At 43.8% G+C, this 21,437-nt stretch carries 24 protein-coding genes; 15 read left to right on the top strand and 9 right to left on the bottom strand.

The features are described from left to right. Positions 1–2 precede the first annotated feature (2 nt). From BWX39_RS07705 to BWX39_RS07665, 9 genes are all read left to right on the top strand, one after another. Positions 3–1,349, top strand: a complete 1,347-nt coding sequence (locus tag BWX39_RS07705) for a glucose-6-phosphate isomerase (protein ID WP_028905176.1) — start codon at positions 3–5, stop codon at positions 1,347–1,349. A 61-nt stretch (positions 1,350–1,410) separates the two neighbouring features. Then, on the top strand, positions 1,411–2,142 hold the full coding sequence (locus tag BWX39_RS07700) for an HAD family hydrolase (RefSeq protein ID WP_028905175.1): 732 nt from the start codon (positions 1,411–1,413) through the stop codon (positions 2,140–2,142). Positions 2,143–2,326: 184 nt separating this feature from the next. After that, positions 2,327–3,196: an electron transfer flavoprotein subunit beta/FixA family protein gene (locus BWX39_RS07695; RefSeq protein WP_028905174.1), complete on the top strand. Its 870-nt coding sequence runs from the start codon at positions 2,327–2,329 to the stop codon at positions 3,194–3,196. 3 nt (positions 3,197–3,199) lie between these two features. After that, complete coding sequence (locus BWX39_RS07690; protein ID WP_028905173.1) at positions 3,200–4,222, top strand: electron transfer flavoprotein subunit alpha/FixB family protein; 1,023 nt, start codon at positions 3,200–3,202, stop codon at positions 4,220–4,222. A gap of 19 nt (positions 4,223–4,241) precedes the next feature. Next, positions 4,242–5,969: an acyl-CoA dehydrogenase family protein gene (locus tag BWX39_RS07685; protein WP_028905172.1), complete on the top strand. Its 1,728-nt coding sequence runs from the start codon at positions 4,242–4,244 to the stop codon at positions 5,967–5,969. A gap of 591 nt (positions 5,970–6,560) precedes the next feature. After that, positions 6,561–7,385: a DUF4595 domain-containing protein gene (locus BWX39_RS07680; protein ID WP_028905171.1), complete on the top strand. Its 825-nt coding sequence runs from the start codon at positions 6,561–6,563 to the stop codon at positions 7,383–7,385. A 216-nt stretch (positions 7,386–7,601) separates the two neighbouring features. Then, positions 7,602–7,982 carry a lipocalin family protein gene (locus BWX39_RS07675; RefSeq protein ID WP_028905170.1) on the top strand — a complete coding sequence of 127 codons (381 nt, stop codon included), beginning with the start codon at positions 7,602–7,604 and terminating at the stop codon, positions 7,980–7,982. Positions 7,983–8,005: 23 nt separating this feature from the next. Then, on the top strand, positions 8,006–8,842 hold the full coding sequence (locus BWX39_RS07670) for a DUF4595 domain-containing protein (RefSeq protein ID WP_028905169.1): 837 nt from the start codon (positions 8,006–8,008) through the stop codon (positions 8,840–8,842). A gap of 223 nt (positions 8,843–9,065) precedes the next feature. Then, complete coding sequence (locus tag BWX39_RS07665) at positions 9,066–9,902, top strand: DUF4595 domain-containing protein (protein WP_028905168.1); 837 nt, start codon at positions 9,066–9,068, stop codon at positions 9,900–9,902. Between the two features lie 97 nt (positions 9,903–9,999). On the opposite strand, the gene BWX39_RS07660 is transcribed toward BWX39_RS07665, so the two are convergent. The 7 genes from BWX39_RS07660 to BWX39_RS07630 all read right to left on the bottom strand — a co-directional run bounded on the left by BWX39_RS07660 (position 10,000) and on the right by BWX39_RS07630 (position 15,219). Further along, positions 10,000–11,172 carry a mechanosensitive ion channel family protein gene (locus tag BWX39_RS07660; protein WP_028905167.1) on the bottom strand — a complete coding sequence of 391 codons (1,173 nt, stop codon included), beginning with the start codon at positions 11,170–11,172 and terminating at the stop codon, positions 10,000–10,002. A 28-nt stretch (positions 11,173–11,200) separates the two neighbouring features. Then, on the bottom strand, positions 11,201–12,517 hold the full coding sequence (gene dacB / locus BWX39_RS07655) for a D-alanyl-D-alanine carboxypeptidase/D-alanyl-D-alanine endopeptidase (RefSeq protein WP_028905166.1): 1,317 nt from the start codon (positions 12,515–12,517) through the stop codon (positions 11,201–11,203). Beyond that, the gene (locus BWX39_RS07650; RefSeq protein WP_036860362.1) at positions 12,514–12,900 is read right to left on the bottom strand and encodes a PH domain-containing protein; all 387 of its coding nucleotides are present in this window, start codon (positions 12,898–12,900) and stop codon (positions 12,514–12,516) included. Before BWX39_RS07650 ends, dacB begins: the two co-directional genes overlap by 4 nt. 22 nt (positions 12,901–12,922) lie before the next feature. Next, complete coding sequence (purN, locus tag BWX39_RS07645; protein WP_028905164.1) at positions 12,923–13,504, bottom strand: phosphoribosylglycinamide formyltransferase; 582 nt, start codon at positions 13,502–13,504, stop codon at positions 12,923–12,925. 20 nt (positions 13,505–13,524) lie between these two features. Next, positions 13,525–13,941: an RNA-binding S4 domain-containing protein gene (locus tag BWX39_RS07640; protein ID WP_028905163.1), complete on the bottom strand. Its 417-nt coding sequence runs from the start codon at positions 13,939–13,941 to the stop codon at positions 13,525–13,527. After that, positions 13,941–14,513 (bottom strand): aminoacyl-tRNA hydrolase, encoded by a 573-nt coding sequence (gene pth / locus BWX39_RS07635; protein ID WP_028905162.1) that lies wholly within the window; start codon positions 14,511–14,513, stop codon positions 13,941–13,943. The genes BWX39_RS07640 and pth overlap by 1 nt, the downstream gene beginning before the upstream one ends. An 88-nt stretch (positions 14,514–14,601) precedes the next feature. After that, entirely contained in the window at positions 14,602–15,219 is a 618-nt protein-coding gene (locus tag BWX39_RS07630; RefSeq protein ID WP_014709673.1) for a 50S ribosomal protein L25/general stress protein Ctc, read from the bottom strand. A 263-nt stretch (positions 15,220–15,482) separates the two neighbouring features. Between BWX39_RS07630 and nusB the strand changes: the two genes are divergently transcribed. From nusB to BWX39_RS07600, 6 genes are all read left to right on the top strand, one after another. Further along, a complete protein-coding gene (nusB, locus tag BWX39_RS07625; RefSeq protein WP_028905181.1) occupies positions 15,483–16,553 on the top strand; it encodes a transcription antitermination factor NusB in 1,071 nt (356 codons plus the stop codon). Positions 16,554–16,569: 16 nt separating this feature from the next. Further along, positions 16,570–16,902: a preprotein translocase subunit YajC gene (gene yajC, locus BWX39_RS07620; protein WP_028905161.1), complete on the top strand. Its 333-nt coding sequence runs from the start codon at positions 16,570–16,572 to the stop codon at positions 16,900–16,902. A 33-nt stretch (positions 16,903–16,935) separates the two neighbouring features. Next, positions 16,936–17,943, top strand: a complete 1,008-nt coding sequence (locus tag BWX39_RS07615; RefSeq protein ID WP_028905160.1) for a CdaR family protein — start codon at positions 16,936–16,938, stop codon at positions 17,941–17,943. Continuing rightward, complete coding sequence (coaE, locus tag BWX39_RS07610) at positions 17,940–18,512, top strand: dephospho-CoA kinase (protein WP_028905159.1); 573 nt, start codon at positions 17,940–17,942, stop codon at positions 18,510–18,512. Before BWX39_RS07615 ends, coaE begins: the two co-directional genes overlap by 4 nt. Before the next feature lie 19 nt (positions 18,513–18,531). Continuing rightward, positions 18,532–18,990 carry a DUF5606 family protein gene (locus BWX39_RS07605; RefSeq protein WP_028905158.1) on the top strand — a complete coding sequence of 153 codons (459 nt, stop codon included), beginning with the start codon at positions 18,532–18,534 and terminating at the stop codon, positions 18,988–18,990. A 589-nt stretch (positions 18,991–19,579) separates the two neighbouring features. Continuing rightward, a complete protein-coding gene (locus BWX39_RS07600) occupies positions 19,580–19,987 on the top strand; it encodes an Hsp20/alpha crystallin family protein (protein WP_028905157.1) in 408 nt (135 codons plus the stop codon). A gap of 197 nt (positions 19,988–20,184) precedes the next feature. On the opposite strand, the gene queF is transcribed toward BWX39_RS07600, so the two are convergent. Continuing rightward, complete coding sequence (queF, locus tag BWX39_RS07595; RefSeq protein ID WP_028905156.1) at positions 20,185–20,640, bottom strand: preQ(1) synthase; 456 nt, start codon at positions 20,638–20,640, stop codon at positions 20,185–20,187. A gap of 46 nt (positions 20,641–20,686) precedes the next feature. Continuing rightward, on the bottom strand, positions 20,687–21,379 hold the full coding sequence (locus BWX39_RS07590; RefSeq protein WP_028905155.1) for a queuosine precursor transporter: 693 nt from the start codon (positions 21,377–21,379) through the stop codon (positions 20,687–20,689). Positions 21,380–21,437 lie beyond the last annotated feature (58 nt).

Raw genomic sequence — 21,437 nt, 5'->3', positions numbered from 1 at the left:
AAATGGAAAGTATAAAATTAGACATTTCAAAAGCAGCTCAGGTGCTGAACCCGGGCACAATGGAATCGTATGCACCACAGGTGGCAGCAGCACAAGAAGCATTGGAGAAGGGAACTTGCCTCGGCAACGACTTCTTAGGTTGGTTGCATCTGCCTACAAGCATCACAGATGAGTTTATAAACGAGGTAAATGGTGTTGCCAACACCTTGCGCGAAAAGTGCGATTTTGTAGTGGTGGCAGGTATCGGAGGCTCTTATCTTGGTGCTCGTGCTATCATTGAAGCCTTGGACAACAGCTTTGCATGGCTCTTGAACGACAAGAAGAATCCTACCATTCTTTATGCTGGTAACAACATCAGCGAAGATTATTTGTACGAACTCACCGAGTTCTTGAAGGATAAACGCTTTGGTGTCATCAACATATCTAAGTCTGGAACGACCACAGAAACAGCTCTTGCTTTCCGTTTGTTGAAGAAACAATGCGAAAATCAGCGTGGAAAGGAAGAGGCAAAAGACGTTATTGTAGCCATTACCGATGCTGTAAAGGGTGCAGCACGCACGGCAGCAACACGCGAAGGTTACAAGACTTTCGTTATTCCAGACAACGTTGGCGGTCGTTTCTCAGTGCTTACACCTGTTGGTTTGTTGCCTATCGCAGTGGCAGGCTTCGATATTCTGCAGCTTGTAAAGGGTGCACAGGATATGGAAAAAGCAACGGGCGCAGATGTTCCGTTTGCTCAGAACATTGCAGCACGCTATGCTGCCATTCGCCAAGCACTCTATTCAGAGGTTGGAAAGAAGATAGAGATAATGGCAAACTTCCAACCAAAACTCCATTTTATGGCAGAATGGTGGAAGCAACTCTACGGCGAAAGCGAAGGAAAGGAGCAAAAAGGCATCTTCCCTGCAGCGTGCGACTTCACCACCGACCTTCATTCTATGGGACAATGGATACAGGAAGGCGAACGTTCAATCTTTGAAACGGTACTCTCTGTCGAAGAACCTAACAAGTCATTACTGTTCCCACACGACGATGAAAACCTTGACGGACTGAACTTCCTCGAAGGTAAACGCGTGGACGAAGTAAACAAAATGGCTGAATTAGGCACACGCCTTGCACACGTAGATGGCGGTGTTCCAAACATTCGCATCAGTATTCCGAAGCTAAACGAGTACTATATCGGACAGCTTATCTACTTCTTCGAGAAGGCTTGCGGTATCAGTGGCTTGGTACAACAGGTAAATCCGTTCAATCAACCGGGTGTGGAGGCATACAAGAAGAATATGTTTGCCCTGCTCGACAAACCGGGTTACGAGGAAGAAAGCAAAGCAATCAGAAAACGATTATAAACATAAAAGAAGCCCAGTCCATTGCTTAAATGGAGTGGGCTTTTTAGTTTTACAAGCAAAAATGTTCGAAAAAGCAATCGCACAATACAACAAACAGGCAGAACAACCTTTTGCACCGAAGGTTGTTCTTTTTGATATGGACGGTGTACTCTACAACTCTATGCCCAACCACGCAAAGGCTTGGCAAAGGGCAATGGCTGAATTTGGAATAAATTTCACTGCCGAAGACGCATACGCAACGGAGGGCGCGCGCGGCGTAGATACGGTGCGAAAGTATGCAAAGGTGCAGTTAGGAAAGGAACTAACTGAAGATGAAGCAGAAGAAATGTACCAACTGAAGGCGCGTTACTTTCACGAAATGCCTACAACAGATATCTTTGATGGTGTGAAAGACTTAATGCAAAAGATACAGGACAGTGGGTTAAGGATTGGCATTGTAACGGGAAGCGGACAGCGACAGCTTATTAACAGATTACTTTCTGATTTCAAAGACTTTATCAACGAGACACAAATAACCACCGCTTTCGATGTAAAACGTGGCAAACCGAACCCCGACCCTTACCTTATAGGCTTGCAAAAAGCAGGCAATTTCGCACCGCACGAAGGCATTGTCGTAGAGAATGCGCCCTTGGGAGTGCGTGCAGGCGTAGCCGCAGGGTGCTTCACGGTCGCTATCAACAGCGGTCCGCTGCCCGATACAGCCCTTCTCAGCGAGGGCGCAAACATTCTTTTCGATACAGTCAGCGACTTTTCCAATAGCTGGGAACAACTGATGACCTGCTGCAACCAATGATATAAACAGGTTGCAGCAAAGAAAACAACTCATATAATATAGCTTTTATCATTGCGCAAATACCCTTGTTTGTGCACGTTTTGTCGGTTTTTGTGCATTAAATTTGTTTGATTTATAAAAAAATCGTACTTTTGCTACACGAATTTAATTAAACAACGAGTATCTAAACAACACATTATATAATATGAGTTTGAAAATTGTTGTACTTGCAAAGCAGGTACCTGACACACGAAATGTGGGTAAAGATGCTATGACAGCAGAAGGAACGGTAAACCGTGCCGCATTGCCCGCAATCTTTAACCCTGAAGACTTGAATGCACTTGAACAAGCATTGCGATTGAAAGAACAATATCCCGGTTCAACAGTGGGTATCCTTACAATGGGACCTCCCCGCGCTGGCGAGATAATCCGTCAAGGTTTGTACCGTGGTGCCGATACTGGCTGGTTGCTGACCGACCGCAAATTTGCCGGTGCCGATACGCTTGCAACTTCTTATGCCTTGGCTACAGCCATTCAGAAGATAGGCGATGTAGACCTTGTAATTGGTGGACGACAAGCCATTGATGGCGATACAGCACAGGTTGGACCGCAGGTAGCACAGAAGTTAGGGCTAAATCAGGTTACTTACGCTGAAGAAATTCAGAAGATAGAAGACGGTAAGGCAACCATTCGCCGTATGATTGACGGCGGTGTAGAAACGGTTGAAGCCCCCTTACCCGTAGTTATAACCGTGAATGGCACCGCTGCGCCAGCACGTCCGTGCAATGCAAAGCTCGTGATGAAGTACAAATATGCAACCTGTCCTATGGAGCGCACAGGCAAGGAGCCTTGGGCAGAACTCTTCGAGCAGCGTCCTTACCTTACGTTAAATCAGTGGTCGGTAGCCGATGTTGATGGCGATGAAGAGCAATGCGGACTCTCTGGTTCGCCAACAAAGGTGAAGACCGTGCAGAACATTGTGTTCCAAGCAAAAGAAAGCAAAACCATCAGTGGCTCGGACGAAGACATTGACGGCTTGATAAAAGAATTGTTGGACGAGAAGATAATAGGATAAGCTATGAATAACGTATTTGTATATTGCGAAATAGAGCAGACAACGGTGCAGGAAGTATCGCAGGAATTGCTCACAAAAGGACGTAAACTTGCCAACCAATTAGGCGTAGAACTCCATGCCATCGTGGCTGGAACCGATATAAAAGGTAAGGTGGAAGACCAGATACTGCCCTACGGAGTTGATAAACTCTTTGTATTCGACGGCAAAGGCTTGTTCCCTTACACGTCAGCACCCCATACCGACATACTCGTAAACCTATTTAAAGAGGAGCAACCACAGATTGCGCTCATGGGCGCAACCGTTATCGGACGCGACTTGGGTCCTCGTGTGTCATCATCATTGACATCGGGTCTGACCGCCGATTGTACACAACTTGAAATCGGTGAATACGACGACAAGAAGGCTGGAAAGCACTACGACAACATCTTGTACCAAATTCGCCCTGCCTTCGGTGGCAATATCGTGGCTACAATTGTAAATCCAGACCACCGTCCACAAATGGCGACAGTCCGTTCAGGCGTTATGCAGAAAGCCATTTACGAAGGAACGGCAAGGCAAGAAGTGGTTTATCCAGAAGTAAGCAAGTATGTTGATGAGGCTGCATACGCCGTAAAGGTGATTGAACGCCACGTCGAAGCAGCGCAAAACAACCTGAAGGGTGCACCAATCGTTGTGGCTGGAGGCTACGGCGTAGGCTCAAAAGAAAACTTTGAAACGCTTTTCCAACTCGCCGACGTACTGCACGCAGAAGTAGGCGCATCGCGCGCAGCAGTAGATGCTGGCTGGATACCAACCGACCGACAGGTAGGACAGACTGGTGTTACGGTTCACCCGAAAGTATATATCGCCTGTGGCATTTCAGGGCAGATACAACACATTGCAGGTATGCAGGATTCGGGCATCATTATTTCCATCAACAACGACCCAGATGCCCCCATCAACCAAATTGCCGACTATGTTATCAACGGCGATGTAGGCGAAGTGCTGCCAAAAATGATTAAGTATTACAAGCAAAACAGTAAGTAACAGAAGAGGAGAAACAAACATGGCAAATTATTATACAGACCAACCAGAGATTGCGTTCCACTTGGAACACCCTCTGATGAAGCGAATTGTTGAGCTGAAAGAACGCAATTACGCTGATAAGGACAAGTACGACGAGGCTCCTGTAAACTATGAGGACGCCATAGAAAACTATAAGCGCATACTCGATATTACGGGCGAGGTGGCGGCAAACATCATCGAGCCAAACTCAGAATCGGTGGATTTGGAAGGTCCACACCTCATCAACAACCGCATGCACTATGCAAGCAAGACTTACGAGAATCTTGATGCTACCCGCAAGGCAGGACTTTGGGGTGTCAGCATGCCTCGTCAATACGGTGGCTTGAACCTCCCCAACGTGGTGTTCTCTATGCTTTCAGAGATGATTTCGTCTGCCGACGGCGGCTTCCAGAACATCTGGTCGTTGCAGTCGTGCATCGACACGCTCTACGAATTTGGCAACGACGAGCAGCGTGCGAAGTATATACCTCGTATCTGCAACGGCGAAACCATGTCGATGGACCTGACTGAGCCTGATGCAGGTTCCGACTTGCAGCGCGTAATGCTCAAGGCGACATTCGACGAGAAGGAGAATTGCTGGCGACTGAACGGTGTGAAGCGTTTCATAACCAACGGCGATTCCGACCTTCACTTGGTGCTTGCCCGTTCGGAAGAAGGCACACACGACGGTCGCGGACTTTCTATGTTCATCTACGACAAGCGCAATGGCGGTGTAGACGTGCGCCACATAGAGCACAAACTCGGTATTCACGGCTCGCCAACCTGCGAATTGGTCTACAAGAATGCGAAAGCCGAACTCTGCGGAAACACCCGTATGGGACTCATCAAGTACGTCATGGCACTCATGAACGGTGCTCGTCTTGGCATTGCAGCACAGAGCGTGGGACTTTCGAGCGAAGCTTATAAAGAAGGTTTGAACTATGCGAAGGAACGTGCACAGTTTGGAAAGAAAATCATAACTTTCCCTGCTGTCTACGATATGCTTTCTCGTATGAAGGCGAAGTTAGATGCAGGTCGTTCGCTGCTCTATCAAACAGCACGATATGTAGATATCTACAAGGCGTTGGAAGACATTGCACGCGACCAGAAACTAACGGCTGAGGAACGCCAGGAGATGAAGCAATACACCCGCCTCGCCGATGCGTTCACGCCATTGGCAAAGGGTATCAACTCCGAATATGCGAACCAGAACGCTTACGACTCAATTTCTATTCACGGCGGTTCAGGTTTCATTATGGAATACAAGTGCCAGCGTCTTTACCGCGATGCACGTATCTTCTCTATCTACGAAGGTACAACACAGTTGCAGGTAGTGGCTGCGGTGCGCTATATCACCAACGGAACCTACCTCAACATAATGAAGGAAATGTTGGAAAACGAAGTTTGCGACTGTATGAAGGACTTGAAGGCTCGTGTAGAACGCCTTGTTGCACTTTACGAAGAGGCTTTGGAAAAGGTGAAGGCAAGCGAATGCCAAGACACGATAGACTTCCTCGCACGCCGTCTGTACAATATGACCGCTGGCATCATAGAGTCGTTGCTCCTTATTGAAGATGCAAGCAAGGCACCAGAACTGTTCGAGAAGTCGGCAAACGTGTTTGTCCGTATGACCGAAGAAGAAGTTGCAGGCAGTGTGGCTTATATTAAGGCATTCGACTGTAAGGAACTCAAATATTTCAAAACAGTGGCAGAAGAAGCTGTTCAGTAAGAATAGATAGTTTTTTTAAAGTTAAATTAAGTGAAGGCAGCTAAGCGATTATGCTTAGCTGCCTCTTTTTTTCAACGCAATAATCCCATCTTTCATTCTCGTTTACAAGGGGTTATGCTTGCGATGCGTTTTTCTCTCAAATTCTTTACACGTAAATAAATATTTCTTTACGTGTAAGTAAATATTTATTTACGTGTAGAGAAATATTTATTTACGTGTAAAGAATTTAAGGTTGTTTGAAGAAAAGCTACAAAAGTCTTATTTTGTAAATAAAAACGCACGGATAAGCAAGAATGGTTTAGAATTTTTAAAGAATAAATTTCAAGTATATATGCAAATGTTCATATCTTTGCATTGAATAATTTATAGGTGAATAGAATATAAAAGAAAAAGTTTCAATTTGTTAGCATATTGCTGCTTCTGTTATCTTTACGGGTTTTGAAAGCACGTCGAAGAAAAACAGTGGTGAGAGAAATGAAATTTACCAACATCTTGAACTAAACATAAAGAGACAAACATAAAATCAGCACGGCGCCTATATTAATGTATAGACGTGCAAGTTAATTAATTAATAACAAAAGTATAAGAACGATGAAAAAATTATCTAATTTTGCGTGGCTCTTGGCAGCAATGTTAAGTGCCACAACATTAACAGCGTGTGGAGATAATAATAATGATGTGCAACATGAGAACATTAGCTCTGCTAATGTATCAGAAAGCCTGACTCAGGTTTTCACAGGTGGTATGCCTAAAGCTGTAGGTGGCTATTCTATTTCAAGAAATGCTCAAGGACAGGTATATCTCATGAAGAAATCTTGGGGTAGAGATAAAGTTGAATTTGAATACAAAGCTGCCAATTCGGGCAATACAAATGCTCCTGATGTGGTGATGACAGTAACCGACGACGATGACAGAAAGGTATATAACCTGTTTTTGAACAAAGACGGATATGTGCAGCACTGCGATGAAACCGAGTACGAAAGAGGCAAGGCTCCTAAGTCAGAAACATGGGACTTTGAATACAATGCTGACGGACAGCTCGTCAAGGTGGTAAGTTCGGAAGACGGATACGAAACAACCCACATTACCTATAAGGGTGGCAACATCGTTAGAACGTCGGTTGTATCGCGAGGAAGAGAAAAAGACAGACACGATATTTACTATACTTCAAATACTGTGGCTTCGCCTATCTTGAACAAAGGTAATATGATGTTCTTCGATACAACGTTTGACATCGACGTAGAGGAATTGCAATTTGCTTACTATGCAGGCTTGTTAGGAAAGGCTACAAAGCATCTGCCTGTACGTTCTATTGATGAAGAGAACGAAGTAACAACATTCAGATGGAAGTTCAATGCGAACGGTTACCCAACGAGTCTTTCAGAGGGCGACGATACGAAGAGAATTTCTTGGTAAGAAAACACAAAATACGAATATATAAACAAAGAATCAAGGGCAACGAAACTAAATCTTCGTTGCCCTTGTCGATGTTAAAAAGAAATACAATCTCTTTATTTTATAAATAAAATGTAAGGATAAGAAAGATAGTTTTAGACTTTTTAAAGAAGAAAGTTTAATAGTATAGGCAATTATTTATATCTTTGCTGCTGAATTATTTAGAATAATTAGAATATGAAAAGAAATGTATTTCTTTGTTTTGCCATATTCGCCACTTCCGTAATCTTTACGAGTTGTGGAAACGCATCGAAGAAAAGCAATGTAGAAAAAGCAGATACTGTTAGCCTTTTGGGACGCTGGACAACCATTGTTCCCACCGATTCTACGGCAGAAGTAGGCATCGAGCTGAAGGAAAACGGCGTAGCAGCCTCTATCAATATGCCGACTTTACCTTACGACCGTTGGCAAAAGGTGAACGACAGCACTATTGCCATTCACGGAACAAGTGTTTTCGATGGTGAAAAGATGGAACTTACCGACACTTTTGAACTGAACAAGGAAAAGCAAACACTCAATCAGTGTGGTACCGATATAGTGTATAAACGTGTAAACTAATTAATAACAAAAATATAAGAACAATGAAAAAATTATCTAATTTTGTGTGGCTTTTGGCGATAGCCTTAACTGCTACTATTACATTTACTTCATGTGGTAAGGACAAAGACGATCCTGTTGATAAGAATAAAGTAAAAGTAAACCCAGCAAAAGTTTTTGTCAATGGTATGCTTAAAGAAGCGGCTGGTTCTGTTTTTACTTTAGATGCCGAAGGTCGTGTATCTTCTATAGTCAACAAAGAAGAGAAAATAAAAGTTACATTCGAATATAAAAGCGATGTTTTAGGTACCACAGATGTGCCTAATGTAGTGATGACAGTAACTGACGATGACAGCAAAACTGTATATAAGCTACTCTTAAATGAAGCTGGATATGTGAAGTACTGCGACGAATATGAGTACGAAAAAAATGAAATTGCTAAGTCAAAAACATGGAATTTGGAATACAACTCTGACAATCGACTTGTTAAGGCGGTACAGTCGGAAAGTGGATTCCAAACAACATATACCCTTACTTACAAGAATGGCGACGCTATAGAATCATCAACTGTATCGCAAAAGGAAGGTAAGGAAACAAACCGCTACCAGATTTTCTATACTTCTAGTAAGGTAACTTCGCCTATTGTGAATAAAGGTTGCATTATGTTCTTTGGTGGAGGTTTAGGTATAGAGTTGGACGATTTGGAATATGCCTACTATGCAGGAATGTTAGGAAAGGCTACCAAGCATCTGCCTATTTATAATTTGGATAAAAACAACGACAAAATAAGCTTCGAGTGGACCATCAATAAAGGCGGTTTCCCAACCAAAGTCGTTATTAAAGACGAAGAGGATGTAGACCAAATTCTTTTTGTTTGGTAAAGGTATAGAATATAGAAACATATAAAAAAGAATCAAGGGCAACGAAACTAACGCTTCGTTGCCCTTATTGCGTGAAAACAGTATAATCTCTTTTGTTTTATAAGCGTAAGTATAAGGGCAAGAGAGAAATTGTTTTAGACTTTTTAAAGAAGAAAGTTAATCTTTATAAGTGTTTTTTCATACCTTTGTTGCTAAATTAATTAATAACAAGAATATAAAAACAATGAAAAGATTATTTAACTTTGTATGGCTTTTGGCAATAGCCTTAACCGCTACTATTACATTTGTTTCATGTGGTGATGACAAAGACAATCCAGATGTAGAAAAGGGTAAAGTAGAGGTAAACCCTGAAAAGGTCTTTGTCAATGGTATGCCTAAAGTCATAGACGGCTACGTTTTTACTCGAGATTTCAAAGGTCGGTTGTCTTCTATGTACAACAAAAAGGAGAAAAGTTCAGTTACATTCGATTACAATAACAATACTTTAGGAACCACAGATGTACCTAACGTAGTGATGACGGTATCCGATAGCGACAACAGAACAGTGTATAAGTTGTTCTTGAACAAAGATGGATATGTGAAATACTGCGACGAAATCGAATACAAAATAGATAATCCTAAAACAACAGCATGGAATTTTGAGTACAATTCTGATGGACAGCTCGTTAAGGCAGTGCAGACAAAAGGTGGAACTAAGACATCGTCTATCATTACTTACAATAGCGGCAACGCCGTAGAAACAGTAACTATATCGGAAAAGGACGGTCAGGAAACAGACCATTACAAGATTTACTATACTTCTAAAAAGATAACTTTGCCTATCGCGAATAAAGGTTGCTTAATGGCTTTCGACGGAGTTTTGGGTGTAGATTTGGACCATTTGCAGTATGCCTACTTTGCAGGAATGTTGGGAAAGGCTACCAAGCATCTGCCAATATACAATATGGATAAGGACAACGATAAGACTACTTTCGATTGGACCTTTAACGACGACAGTTTCCCAACTAAGATTGTGATTAAAAGTGAAGATGAAAGAGAAAACTCAAACATCGTTTGGTAAAGAAATAGAGTATAGAAACATATAATCAAAGAATTAAGGGCAACGAAACGAATGTTTCGTTGCCCTTGTCGTTGTGTTTGCTTTATTTTGTATAGTTTTATTTGTTTATGGCTGCAAAACCCTCGTATATCTGTAGCCCGAACTCGTTGGCATAGGCATATATGTGCTCGAGAATGTCGGACGTTTTCTGCTCGTAGTTCACCCACTCTGTAGTATTGAGGAAGAAGTAGAGCTCTATGGGCAGACCGTTTTGCGTGGCTTCCAACTGACGAACCATAAGCGTTGCCGACTTGTTTACGTCGTCGCGCTTCCTTAGATAGGTGTCTATGTAGTGGCGGAAAAGTCCGATGTTCACTACTTCGCCTTCCATTTCTTTCGGCGAGACCATATTCTTGCTTGTCAGGTTCTGCCTTGTCTCGTCGTTAAGAAGTCGGATGCTGCGCACGTCGAAGTATATTTTCTTGCTTACTTGGCGCATACCGCTGTCTTGCATACCTTTCCAGTTCTTGAACGAACCATTTACTAAGGTGAGTGGCGATACGGTTGTGTAAGTGTTGTCGAACTGTCGCACCTTCACAGTCGTAAGGGTAATGTCTACCACGTTGCCATCAACAGGTGTGCCAGGTACGGTTATCCAGTCGCCCACGTGCACCATTTCGTTGCTTGTAAGGCGTATGCCAGCCACCAAGCCTTCTATGGTGTCTTTGAAAACCAACATCAAGATGGCAGAGGTAGCACCTAAACCAGCTAACAGTGTCATTGGGTTTTTCTTGAAAAGAATGCTTACCACGATGATGGCAGTAATGAAAACAACAATGATTTTCAGTACGCCGAGGAATGAACGGAGATATTGGCTACTCGCATTTCCTTGTTGTTTACGAAGGAAACGAAGTCGGTCTACAATCTGTAAAACAAGGCGTGTGGCATTGATGGCTATATAAATGGCTGTCAGACGTAGCAATATGTCTTCTGCTAAAGGATATTGGAAGAATACTTTTGGCAGAAGTTCCCAGATTACAACAGCAGGAACGATGTTGCAGGCTGTATATAATACGGTGCGGTCGAACAGTATATCGTCCCATTCTATGTTTGTTTTTGAAGTAAGCTTGATTATCAACGGCACTATGAACTTTCGACAGATGTAGCCTGAAAGTCCTGCCAGAAGAAAGGCGACGACTATCATCAATACGTAGCGCACAATGGCAACGGTGGTGCCTTCAAGCCCTAAGGAAAGGAGAAGGTTCTCGATGAAAGTGATAATAATTTCCATATTGTTTTTTATTTGTTTTGTGTTTGTACTATTGGCTCAATGCCACGCATATTTTGTTTTGCAGGTTTCGCATTGGTCCTTGGCTCATACCGCCGTTCACAATGATGGCGAAACAGAGTCGGTGCCCATTCGATGCAGTGAGATAACCTGCGAGCGAGCTTACACCGAACAGGGTTCCAGTCTTTGCACGCACGTTTCCTTCAGCGGGTGTGTTGCGCATACGCTTCTTCAGCGTGCCGTCTACACCCGCAATGGGAAGGGTGGGCAAGAGCGTGTTGTAGATGTTCGGTTGGGTGTAGGCATAGCGAAGCAGCTGTACTTCGAGTTCGGCACTGACGTAATTGTAGAGCGAGAGCCCCGAGCCGTCGGCAATACGGTAGTTGGAAGGCGACAGTCCGAGTTGTCGTATCAGTGCGTTCACCTCGTTGCTTGCCTGCTTTGACGAGTTCCATTTGCCCCCATTGGCAGCTGCCAGTTGGTAGAACATCGACTCGGCATAAAGGTTGTCGCTTTTCTTCATCATATCTTGCATTACCTCGCCAATGCTGTGGGTGCGCATTGTAATGAGGGTAGCATCGGCAGGAAGTGTGCGCTCGCCTATTATTCCGTTAGGTTCAATGCCCTGCTCGCGTAGACGGCGAATTAGTGTGCCTATGAAGCTGTCGCTTTTGCCCAACAATAGCGGACGCAGTCTTGGATTCTTGTCGTCCCAACACCAGCCGCTGCCCAGCTCGTCTTTATCTTTAAACGAAAGGTCGGCATAGATGCTGCCGTTTATCCTGCTGATGTCTAAGTCTTTAATTGCCTGTGCTATGGCGGTTATGTCGCTGTTGGAAATCATTGGATCCATACCGCCGACGCAATAAATGTCGCCATTCAGCACCCTCGTAGAGTCGTCGATGGTGCCTGTGTAGTAGATTCCTGTGCGGTAGTTGTAGTTGCTGCCCAATCGGTGGAGTGCCACTATTGCCGTTACGCACTTCATTGTAGAGGCAGGGCGTAGTTGTGTGCGTTCGTTGAAACCGTAGATTTGTTTGTCGTCAGATAAGTCCCAGACCATTACACCTATCTGCATTGTGGTGGCAATGTCTGTTTGCAGAATACCGTCTAAATGCGCTTTAACGTTCTCTTGCCACGATAAATGACTGTCGTTTTGGAAAGGAAGGATAGTAGATTCGCCCTCTTCGTCGTTGTCGGGCGATAGTTCTTCCGTGGGGGGAACTATCTTTTCTGGTGCTCCTTGCAGTATGCGTGCCACTTCGGCACTGTCCAGTTTTACTTGCGCATGAACAGGAAAAGCCAGCAATGCAGCAAGTATCAGGAGTTGTAAGTATCGTAGTTTCATAATAATTTCTGTATTGTGGAGATGAAAGCCTTGCTGTTATCGGGTTGCAGACTTAGCATCTTTCCGCTTTTAAGTTCTATCAGCACGTAGCTGCCGAGGCGGAAAGCCAATGGGAGTTCGCGTATTTCGGCAATTTCTGCAATGTCAATACACTTTGTTTTCGCCATTCTGCCTTGCTTTATGGTGAGCTTTCCGTCGGCTATAACGTAGCTTGTATGCAACGCACGGTCTAAAGCGACGGTCGTAAGTATCAGAAACAATGCGCCAAGCACCACCAATGCCACATTGTCTCTGTGCCAAAAACCATAGAGGGTGCCCATTATGAAAAGCAAAATGGCGCACCATTCTAATACCATCACACGATGATTGAAAGTTCTGTTCATTACTTTAAAAATGTGTTGGCTGCTATTTTATAAGTCCTTCTTGCTTCAGCACCGCTTCGATAACCTGTGGGAAGTGCTCCATTTCCAATATATGTTCCTTGTCGGCAATATCGTCGGGCGTGTCGTCTGGTGTGATAGGGGTGCGGAATTGTGCAATGATTTCGCCACCGTCGCATACATTGCTGACCCAGTGAACGGTCATTCCTGTTTCTGTCTCATTGGCTTTGCGCACGGCTTCGTGTACGTGGTGCCCATACATACCGATGCCGCCGAACTTTGGAAGTAGGGCAGGGTGCAGGTTTATCATACGGCGTTGGTAGGCAGCTATGAGCCAATCGGGTATCATAAGTAGGAAACCAGCGAGCACAATGAAGTCGATGCGGTGGTCAGCCATAAGTTTTAAGACCTTCTCTTCGTTGTTGAAGTCGGCTTTTGGCAATACTACCGAAGGCACATTCAGGTTCTTTGCCCTTGTAAGTGCGTACGCATCGGCACGATTGCTTACGACTAAAGCAATGTTTACTTGCTCGTTGGTTTGGAAATAACGTATTATGTTCTCGCAGTTACTACCGCTGCCCGATACAAAAATTGCAATGTTCACCATATTATATATAATGTGTTTGTTTACTCTTCATCGTCGTCAAAATCGTCGAAGCCAAAGAGTGTGGGGTCTACAAAGGCATCAAGTTGGCGACGGTCTTTCTTTGTTGGGCGACCTGTACCACGTGCACGGTCTACGAAACCGCTAATCCTGCTCATTTCCAAAAGCTCGTATTGCTTGGCATCGGTAACGTTTTTGTAGACTTCGGGCACCAGTTTTGCGCCAACGCGCTTCTCAATGGTTTGCAAGACCTCGAAAGAATAGGTAATGGGAGGTTTCTTTACGCTTATCACTTCGCCTGCTTTTATAGTGTGCGAAGGTTTTACGTTGATGCCCTTAATCGTAACACGACCGTTCTTGCAGGCATCTGCAGCGATGCTTCTTGTCTTGAAAATGCGTGCTGCCCAAAGCCATTTATCTATTCTTGCTATATCTGCCATTATTTCTTTCCTAACTTGTTGTATTGGTTCATTGTGATGTTGATACCAGCGAGAACGAAGCTTTTAATGATGTCCACAGCGAGGTCGATACTCGGTTGCAGAACTTTCATATCGTCTTCGGTGTATTTTCCCAACACCCAATCTACCTGTCCGCCTTTCTGATATTCGTTTCCGATGCCCATACGGAGGCGCGCATAGTTCTGTCCGATAAGCTGTTGGATATGCCCCAAGCCGTTATGCCCGCCGTTGGAACCATTTGCTTTCAGGCGGAAAGCACCTAACGGCAGTGCCAGTTCGTCGGAAATAACAAGCAAACGGCTTTCGTCTATCTTCTCGTTGTTGAGCCAATAGCGCACGGCATTGCCCGATAAGTTCATAAACGTAGTTGGTTTCAGCAATATTATCTTTCTCCCTTTAAGAGTTGTTTCAGCTACAAAGCCATAACGTTTATCCTCAAAAACAATATTGGACGCCTTTGCAAAGGCGTCCAATACCATAAATCCTGTGTTGTGGCGAGTCCTCTCGTACTCACGCCCAGGGTTTCCCAAGCCACATATTAGATATTTGTCCAATATTATTTGTCTGTTTTTATCCGTTGCACAGATACTTCTTATCTGTTTCGGATAGTTTCTTTGTTAGTCGTTCAGGCTTCCTACAACTTTATTCGGCTGCGCTTTCTTCACTTCCTTCTTCCTCGCTTTCTGAAGAAGCAACAGCGTTACGAGTGTTCTTGATAGAGCAAACGACAACGTCTTTTGATGTTATGAGTTCAAGACCTTCGAAGCTCAAATCGCCAACCTTGATGCTCTTGCCAATGCGAAGCTTAGTAACGTCGATGTCAAGAGTTTCTGGAATCTGAGCGTAAGGTGCTCTAACGTTAATCTTACGGATTGATTTGTTCATACGACCACCATCGCGAACACCCTGTGCAAGACCAATGTGCTTAACAGGAACGCCCATTACGATAGGCTTGCTTTCGTTTACTTCGTAGAAGTCAATGTGGAGAACAGCGTCAGTTGTTGGGTGGAACTGAATTTCCTTCATGATTGCTGCGTGGTTTACACCGTCGATATTCAACTCAACAAGATAGATATGTGGAGTGTAAATCAACTTGCGGAGCTCTGACATTGGAGCTACGAAAGAGAAAGCTACTGGCTTTCCGTCAGCTTTAGCTTCACCGTAGAGGTTACATGGAATCATTCCTTCCTTGCGGAGTTCCTTAGAGGCTTTTTTGCCTGTGGTCTCACGCTTCTTACCTGAAATCTGAATTTGTTTCATTTTTGTTTGTGTTACTCTAAATTAATTAATCATTTAATTCGCCATCACACACTGATACTGCACTTGCGGTAGGTTTATTGCCTGTTCCGTTTGCCGTTCTCAATTTGCAAAAAGCGGTGCAAAGTTACGTCTTTTTAGTGGAATGAACAAATATAATGATAAAAAACAAGAAAATAATGCTATTCTCTTGCAAGGAACAAGGATTTTTTTTACATTTGCAAAACATAATAGGATTCTCACAAAACACAACTTTTATACTGGCAATGATAAATAGAGATTTAATAAGAATAAAGGTCGTTCAGTTAACCTACGCTTACTATCAGAACGGAAATCATAATATTGATAAGGCTGAGAAAGAACTTCTTTTCAGTTTGTCGAAAGCGTATGGACTCTACAACTACCTTTTGTCTCTCATTGTTTCAATCACGCAGGAGGAGCGCCGCCGCGTTGAAGTATTGACAAACAGAGCGAAAAGAGAAGGTACCGATGTTCCTTCTGAACGCTTTGTCTACAACAAGTTTGCTGTACAACTTGAAGAAAACAAGCAGCTGAACTTATTCCTCGAAGGGCAACAATATCGTTGGGAAGATGATATGGAAGCGGTAAGAAAACTCTGCGACCAAATAGAGCAGAGCGTCATTTACCAAGAATATATGGCAAGCGATGACGATTCTTACGATGCCGACCGCGAAATATGGCGAAAAATCTATCGTACACTTATCCAAGAGAATGAAGACTTAGATGCTATTCTCGAAGAAAAGAGCTTATATTGGAACGATGATAAGGAAATTGTTGATACGTTTGTAATTAAAACCATCAAGCGTTTCGACCCCGCGAACAAGGCAGACCAAGAGCTGTTGCCCGAGTTCAAAGACGAAGAAGACCGCGACTTCGCAGTGAAGCTCTTCCGCTCTACCATATTGAATGCTGACACTTATCAACGTTATATGAGCGAAACAAGCAGAAACTGGGACTTCTCTCGTCTGGCTTATATGGACGTTGTTGTTATGCAAATCGCCATTGCCGAGATGCTAACCTTCCCCAACATACCTGTTTCCGTTACTATAAACGAGTATGTAGAGCTTGCAAAGCTTTACAGCACTCCACGAAGTGGCGGTTACATCAACGGTATGCTCGATGCCATTGCACGCTATCTTATTGACACAGGCAAGATGTTCAAGCAAATGCCAGAGCGCAGACAGCCACGCAATAATAACGAGCGATGGAATAGAAACAACAACTATTCGAGAAACGAAGCCAACTTGCAAAACGACTATCCAGAAGGAAACGTGCCGCAGGACGGACTTGAAGGAAATACGAACGAAGATTTTTAAACAAACAGAATAAGAAATGAATACAGCTATTTTACTTGCTGCACAGGCTGCAGGACAATCAGGTGGCGCAATGCCTATGATTATTATGATGGTTGCTGTCTTTGCAATCATGTGGCTTTTTATGATTCGTCCACAACAAAAGAAGCAGAAACAAATCCGTGCTTTCCAGAATGCGCTTAAAGAAGGCGACTCTGTTGTTACGGGCGGTGGTATCTTTGGCACAGTGAAACGCATTGATATGGCTTCTAACAAGATTGAAGTTGAAGTTGCACGCGGTGTTGTCATCACTGTTGATAAGGGTTACGTGTTTGCCGATGCAGAGGCTATGCGCATGAGCCAGAATAAGTAATCACTTGCAAAAGCGTTGAAACAGATTTCATAGATGGTAGGTAGGAGACCACATATAATAGATATAATCAGAAACTTCTTGTCGAAACTAATCAACAAGGAGTTTCTGGTTTTTTTATTCTTTCTCCTATTAAGCGGGCTCTTTTGGCTTACAAATGTACTCGACGACTACTACGAAAAAGAGTTTACGGTAGACTTACGTTTGGCGGGAATACCCAAGAACGTTGTCTTGACGGGTGAAGTAGATTCTGTTGTCAAGGTTGTTGTACGCGACAAAGGATATGTTATAGGCGGCTATCTCTTCGAGGGTGCCTTCCGACCGCTGTTCTTCGATTTTGAAAATTGCACCCATTCAAACAATTCGGGCGAGATTACTGTTGCCGATATACAGCGAATGCTCTCTCAGCAAATGTATTCAAGCTCAAAGATAATAAGCGTAAAGGCGAACAATCTTGTATTTACCTACAACCACGGCAGACGCAAGAAGGTGCCAGTGCGTTTGCAAGGAGTGGTAACTCCTGCCGAAGGATACTATCTTTCGCGCGTGCAGTTCGTGCCAGACAGTGTAACAATCTATGCGTCAAAAAAGTTATTGGACAGCATTCAGTATGTTTCTACCGAACGAGTGGAAGTGTTGAACTTCACCGAACCGAAGGTGCAGGAAGTTCGGATAGCAAAAATAAAGAATGCAAAGCCAGTGCCTTACCAAGTCAAGATGCAACTCTATCCTGATATTCTCACCGAAGAAGATGTGGAAGTGCCTATCCACGCCATCAACGTTCCTGCGGACAAGACAATGCGTATCTTCCCAGGAAAGGTGAAAGTGAAGTTTGCAGTGGGGTCGCAACGCCTGCGTTCGATGCCTAAGAACATTGAGACAAGAGAGTTGTTGCCCGATGGCTTCAAGCTTGTTGTAGACTACAATGAAGTAGCCGACCGCAATGCAGAGAAGTGCCACGTGTATCTTCAGGCTGCGCCGAACGGTATTCGAAACGCCCGTCCTGTTGTAAACGTAGTAGATTATCTCATCGAACAGAAATGAAAGTTGCAATAACGGGCGGTATCGGTAGCGGGAAATCGTTCGTCTGTGAGCGATTGCGCAAATTCGGAATTGCGGTTTACGATTGCGATGAGGCTGCAAAACGCCTGATGCGGACTTCGGTCGATATTCAGAAGCGACTTTCCGATTTGATAGGAACGGAGGTTTTTGCCGACGGAAAACTGCAAAAAGCAGTCTTGGCAACCTTTCTTTTGCAGAGTAAGCACAACGCACAAGCCATCAACGATATTGTCCACCCCGCTGTGGCTGCCGATTTTGAACGTTCGGGCTACGACTATATGGAGTGTGCCATACTCTTCGACAGCGGTTTTATCGACCGTGTACATATAGATAAGGTGGTTTGTGTAACGGCACCCCTTGCCGAAAGAGTGCAACGCATTGTTCATCGCGACCACATAACACCTACGAAAGCACAGGAGTGGATAGACCGCCAGATGCCACAGGACGAAGTGTTGAAGCGTAGCCATTATGAAATAGTAAACGATGGAAAGTGCGATGTAGACGCACAGATACAAGAAATTATAGAGGAAATATCAGAAACGAATAAATAATATATTAAATAAAGAAACAATGTTAGAAACAATTCTTTCCATTGCAGGCAAACCAGGACTTTACAAATTGGTAAGCCGTGCGAAAATGAACTTAATAGTTGAAACTATCGACGAGAAGAAAAAGCGAATGCCAACTTTCGCTACCGACCGTGTAACGAGCCTTTCAGACATCTCAATGTTCACTGAAGGCGAAGATGTGCCTTTGTACGAAGTGCTTGTAAAGGTGCGCGAGAAAGAAGAAGGCAAGGTTGCTTCTTTAGATTGGCGCAAGGCTTCTGCAAAGCAGTTGCAGGACTATTTTGCCGAAGTGCTTCCCAATTTCGACCGCGACCGTGTGCACAATAGCGATATAAAGAAGTTATTGCAGTGGTACGACATTCTGATTAACGCAGGTATTTCCAACTTTGAAGAAATCTTAAAGCCTGCAGGCGAGGAAGAAACTGACGAAAGTCAGGAGAATAAGGAAGAAGAAAAATAAAGGCTTTCTTATAGCAAACCCATTACAACAACGCTTCTGCACAAAATGTGTAGAAGCGTTTTGCTTTAGGACGGGCGGTTGTCAAGAAAGTGTTTAAAATCACCTCCATTCTGTAAAGATAATTCATAGGAAAAACGGTAATTTCGATTTGGCATTGCGAAAGCGGCTGTTTTGCGATGCAAAACCTACGCTTTTGCCGTGCAAAAGAGCCGCTTTTGGAACGCAAAACAATAGGTTTTGTAAAGCGTTGATAGATAATGAGTTACCCAATAGATAATCTTTGAAAAAATATTTACACTTTCTTTGTCTGTTTTCTGCCTATAAAATAAAGAATACAAGGGCAGCGATAAAGAAGATAGAAAGATGCTTTCTATTCGGGAAAATGAAACGATGTGTTTGTTTACATTGAGTTTTTACAATCTTGCAGAGCAGTCTGCACAAAACGATAGAGTAGGCTTTATGTTGTAAGATAAGACATATTGTCATATTTGTGTGTCATTATGGCGGTATGTTCGCGTTGGTATGGGTATTGCAATATACTTGGTGTAAACAATACAAACATATAAATTAATAGGAGGAAAAGATTATGATGTACAAAAATTCGTGGTTGCCAGAAGTGTTCAACGACTTCTTTTACAACAACAATATGCCAAAAACAAATGCAACTGCTCCAGCTATCAACGTGTTAGAAAACGAAACCGAATACACTGTAGAGTTGGCTGCACCGGGTTTGAGAAAGGAGGACTTCGACATCAGCATCAATAACGATGGCGACTTGGTTATCAAGATGGAGAAGAAAAACGAAGTGAAAGACGAGAAGGCGCACTATCTGCGCAGGGAGTTTGCATACAGCAAGTATGAGCAAACCCTTATCTTGCCAGACGATGTGGATAAGGACAAGGTGGGCGCAAAAATGTCTGACGGTGTTTTGAACATTACTCTTCCGAAACTCAACAAGAGCGTTCAGAAGGTGGCACGACAGATTGAGGTGGGCTAAAGCCCCTTCACGTCGCATTGCCGACTATCGCTTCAAATCTTTAAGAATGGTGTAATTTAGTAGAAAAGTAGAGAATTGCTATAATGAAAGGTGAGTTAATTATGTTATAAAGTGTAATTGTTAGTAATAGGAAAATCCCCGAATGCGTGAGCATTCGGGGATTTTAGTTTTCCTGTTTTTATCGTTTTACCTTTGTTTTACTGATGGTTGGCAAAGCGAGTCTCTGCCATTTGTTCGTACTTCGTACCAGGTCTGCCGTAGTTTGCATACGGATAGATGCTGATGCCGCCACGCGGTGTGAAGATGCCCGTTATCTCAATATACTTTGGATCCATTAGTTTAATGAGGTCTTTCATTATCGTATTTACGCAGTCTTCGTGGAAATCGCCGTGGTTGCGAAAGCTGAAGAGATACAGTTTCAGGCTTTTGCTTTCCACCATACGCACGTCAGGCACGTACGAAATGCGGATTTCGGCAAAATCGGGTTGCCCAGTTATGGGGCAAAGGCTTGTAAATTCGGGGCAGTTGAAACGCACCCAATAGTCGTTTCCTTGATGTTTGTTCTCAAACGACTCCAACACTTCGGGTGCATAGTCCATACTGTAAGTGGTTTTTGCGCCCAGTTGGGTTAGTCCTTCGTTGTTTCTTTCCATTTCCTTAATGTTTGTTTTGGGGGAATAAAATTCCTCTTTTACACTCTTAACTCAAGCTGAAAATCTTCCAGATGCTGTAATTCACGCCATTGTCGTAAGCGTCTTCACTCTCGTGTTCTTTCAGTTTCTTCACGATACGAATGGTTAAAGGCAGTGCAATAACCTCGTATAGGGTCTTCAGCAGCACTTGCCAGAGCATCAGTTTCGGCAGTTCTTCGGTAGGAACAACTCCGCCGAGAGCCAGCGGGAAGAAGATGATTGAGTCGCAAGTTTCGCCTGCAATGGTGCTGAGCACTGCACGGAGCGAGAAGCGTTTGCCACCGTCGCGAATCTTCATCTTGCTCATAACGTAGGCATTGGCAAACGAGCCGATGATGAAAGCCACGAAAGAGGCGGCTGCCACACGCGGTGCAAGACCGAAAATGGCGTGGAAACCCTCTTGGTTTGTCCAATAAGGAGCACCCGGAATCCAATCGCAGAGCGCACCAACGCTTACGAAAAAGAAGTTCATGGCGAAGCCCGTCCAGATAAGCAGTCGTGCTTTCTGAAATCCCCACACCTCACATACACAGTCGTTGATGATGTAAGAGATTGGAAACACGATTAAGCCACCTGTCAGGCTGATACCTAATACTGAGATTTGCTTGGTCTCGAGAATGTTTGCCGCAATGAGGCAAACACAGAAGAGAATGCTGAATAACATGAACAGCACGCTCACTTGTTGTTTTGTCTTTGTCATTGTCTTGTTTTGTTAAAGGGGGTTTAGCAAGTACCCCTGTTCGTAAAAAGTGTGGCAA

The organism is Prevotella intermedia ATCC 25611 = DSM 20706, from assembly GCF_001953955.1.
Lineage (GTDB): Bacteria > Bacteroidota > Bacteroidia > Bacteroidales > Bacteroidaceae > Prevotella > Prevotella intermedia.
The sequence above is the reverse complement of the archived record's forward strand: the minus strand, read 5'-3'. Positions and strand labels throughout refer to the sequence as shown.

What these genes read in the sequence shown, in the direction of transcription:
- BWX39_RS07705 (WP_028905176.1), top strand. Translation starts at nt 3, where the DNA reads ATGGAAAGTATAAAATTAGACATTTCAAAAGCAGCTCAGGTGCTGAAC.
- BWX39_RS07700 (WP_028905175.1), top strand. Translation starts at nt 1,411, where the DNA reads ATGTTCGAAAAAGCAATCGCACAATACAACAAACAGGCAGAACAACCT.
- BWX39_RS07695 (WP_028905174.1), top strand. Translation starts at nt 2,327, where the DNA reads ATGAGTTTGAAAATTGTTGTACTTGCAAAGCAGGTACCTGACACACGA.
- BWX39_RS07690 (WP_028905173.1), top strand. Translation starts at nt 3,200, where the DNA reads ATGAATAACGTATTTGTATATTGCGAAATAGAGCAGACAACGGTGCAG.
- BWX39_RS07685 (WP_028905172.1), top strand. Translation starts at nt 4,242, where the DNA reads ATGGCAAATTATTATACAGACCAACCAGAGATTGCGTTCCACTTGGAA.
- BWX39_RS07680 (WP_028905171.1), top strand. Translation starts at nt 6,561, where the DNA reads ATGAAAAAATTATCTAATTTTGCGTGGCTCTTGGCAGCAATGTTAAGT.
- BWX39_RS07675 (WP_028905170.1), top strand. Translation starts at nt 7,602, where the DNA reads ATGAAAAGAAATGTATTTCTTTGTTTTGCCATATTCGCCACTTCCGTA.
- BWX39_RS07670 (WP_028905169.1), top strand. Translation starts at nt 8,006, where the DNA reads ATGAAAAAATTATCTAATTTTGTGTGGCTTTTGGCGATAGCCTTAACT.
- BWX39_RS07665 (WP_028905168.1), top strand. Translation starts at nt 9,066, where the DNA reads ATGAAAAGATTATTTAACTTTGTATGGCTTTTGGCAATAGCCTTAACC.
- BWX39_RS07660 (WP_028905167.1), bottom strand. Translation starts at nt 11,172, where the DNA reads ATGGAAATTATTATCACTTTCATCGAGAACCTTCTCCTTTCCTTAGGG.
- dacB (WP_028905166.1), bottom strand. Translation starts at nt 12,517, where the DNA reads ATGAAACTACGATACTTACAACTCCTGATACTTGCTGCATTGCTGGCT.
- BWX39_RS07650 (WP_036860362.1), bottom strand. Translation starts at nt 12,900, where the DNA reads ATGAACAGAACTTTCAATCATCGTGTGATGGTATTAGAATGGTGCGCC.
- purN (WP_028905164.1), bottom strand. Translation starts at nt 13,504, where the DNA reads ATGGTGAACATTGCAATTTTTGTATCGGGCAGCGGTAGTAACTGCGAG.
- BWX39_RS07640 (WP_028905163.1), bottom strand. Translation starts at nt 13,941, where the DNA reads ATGGCAGATATAGCAAGAATAGATAAATGGCTTTGGGCAGCACGCATT.
- BWX39_RS07630 (WP_014709673.1), bottom strand. Translation starts at nt 15,219, where the DNA reads ATGAAACAAATTCAGATTTCAGGTAAGAAGCGTGAGACCACAGGCAAA.
- nusB (WP_028905181.1), top strand. Translation starts at nt 15,483, where the DNA reads ATGATAAATAGAGATTTAATAAGAATAAAGGTCGTTCAGTTAACCTAC.
- yajC (WP_028905161.1), top strand. Translation starts at nt 16,570, where the DNA reads ATGAATACAGCTATTTTACTTGCTGCACAGGCTGCAGGACAATCAGGT.
- BWX39_RS07615 (WP_028905160.1), top strand. Translation starts at nt 16,936, where the DNA reads ATGGTAGGTAGGAGACCACATATAATAGATATAATCAGAAACTTCTTG.
- coaE (WP_028905159.1), top strand. Translation starts at nt 17,940, where the DNA reads ATGAAAGTTGCAATAACGGGCGGTATCGGTAGCGGGAAATCGTTCGTC.
- BWX39_RS07605 (WP_028905158.1), top strand. Translation starts at nt 18,532, where the DNA reads ATGTTAGAAACAATTCTTTCCATTGCAGGCAAACCAGGACTTTACAAA.
- BWX39_RS07600 (WP_028905157.1), top strand. Translation starts at nt 19,580, where the DNA reads ATGTACAAAAATTCGTGGTTGCCAGAAGTGTTCAACGACTTCTTTTAC.
- queF (WP_028905156.1), bottom strand. Translation starts at nt 20,640, where the DNA reads ATGGAAAGAAACAACGAAGGACTAACCCAACTGGGCGCAAAAACCACT.
- BWX39_RS07590 (WP_028905155.1), bottom strand. Translation starts at nt 21,379, where the DNA reads ATGACAAAGACAAAACAACAAGTGAGCGTGCTGTTCATGTTATTCAGC.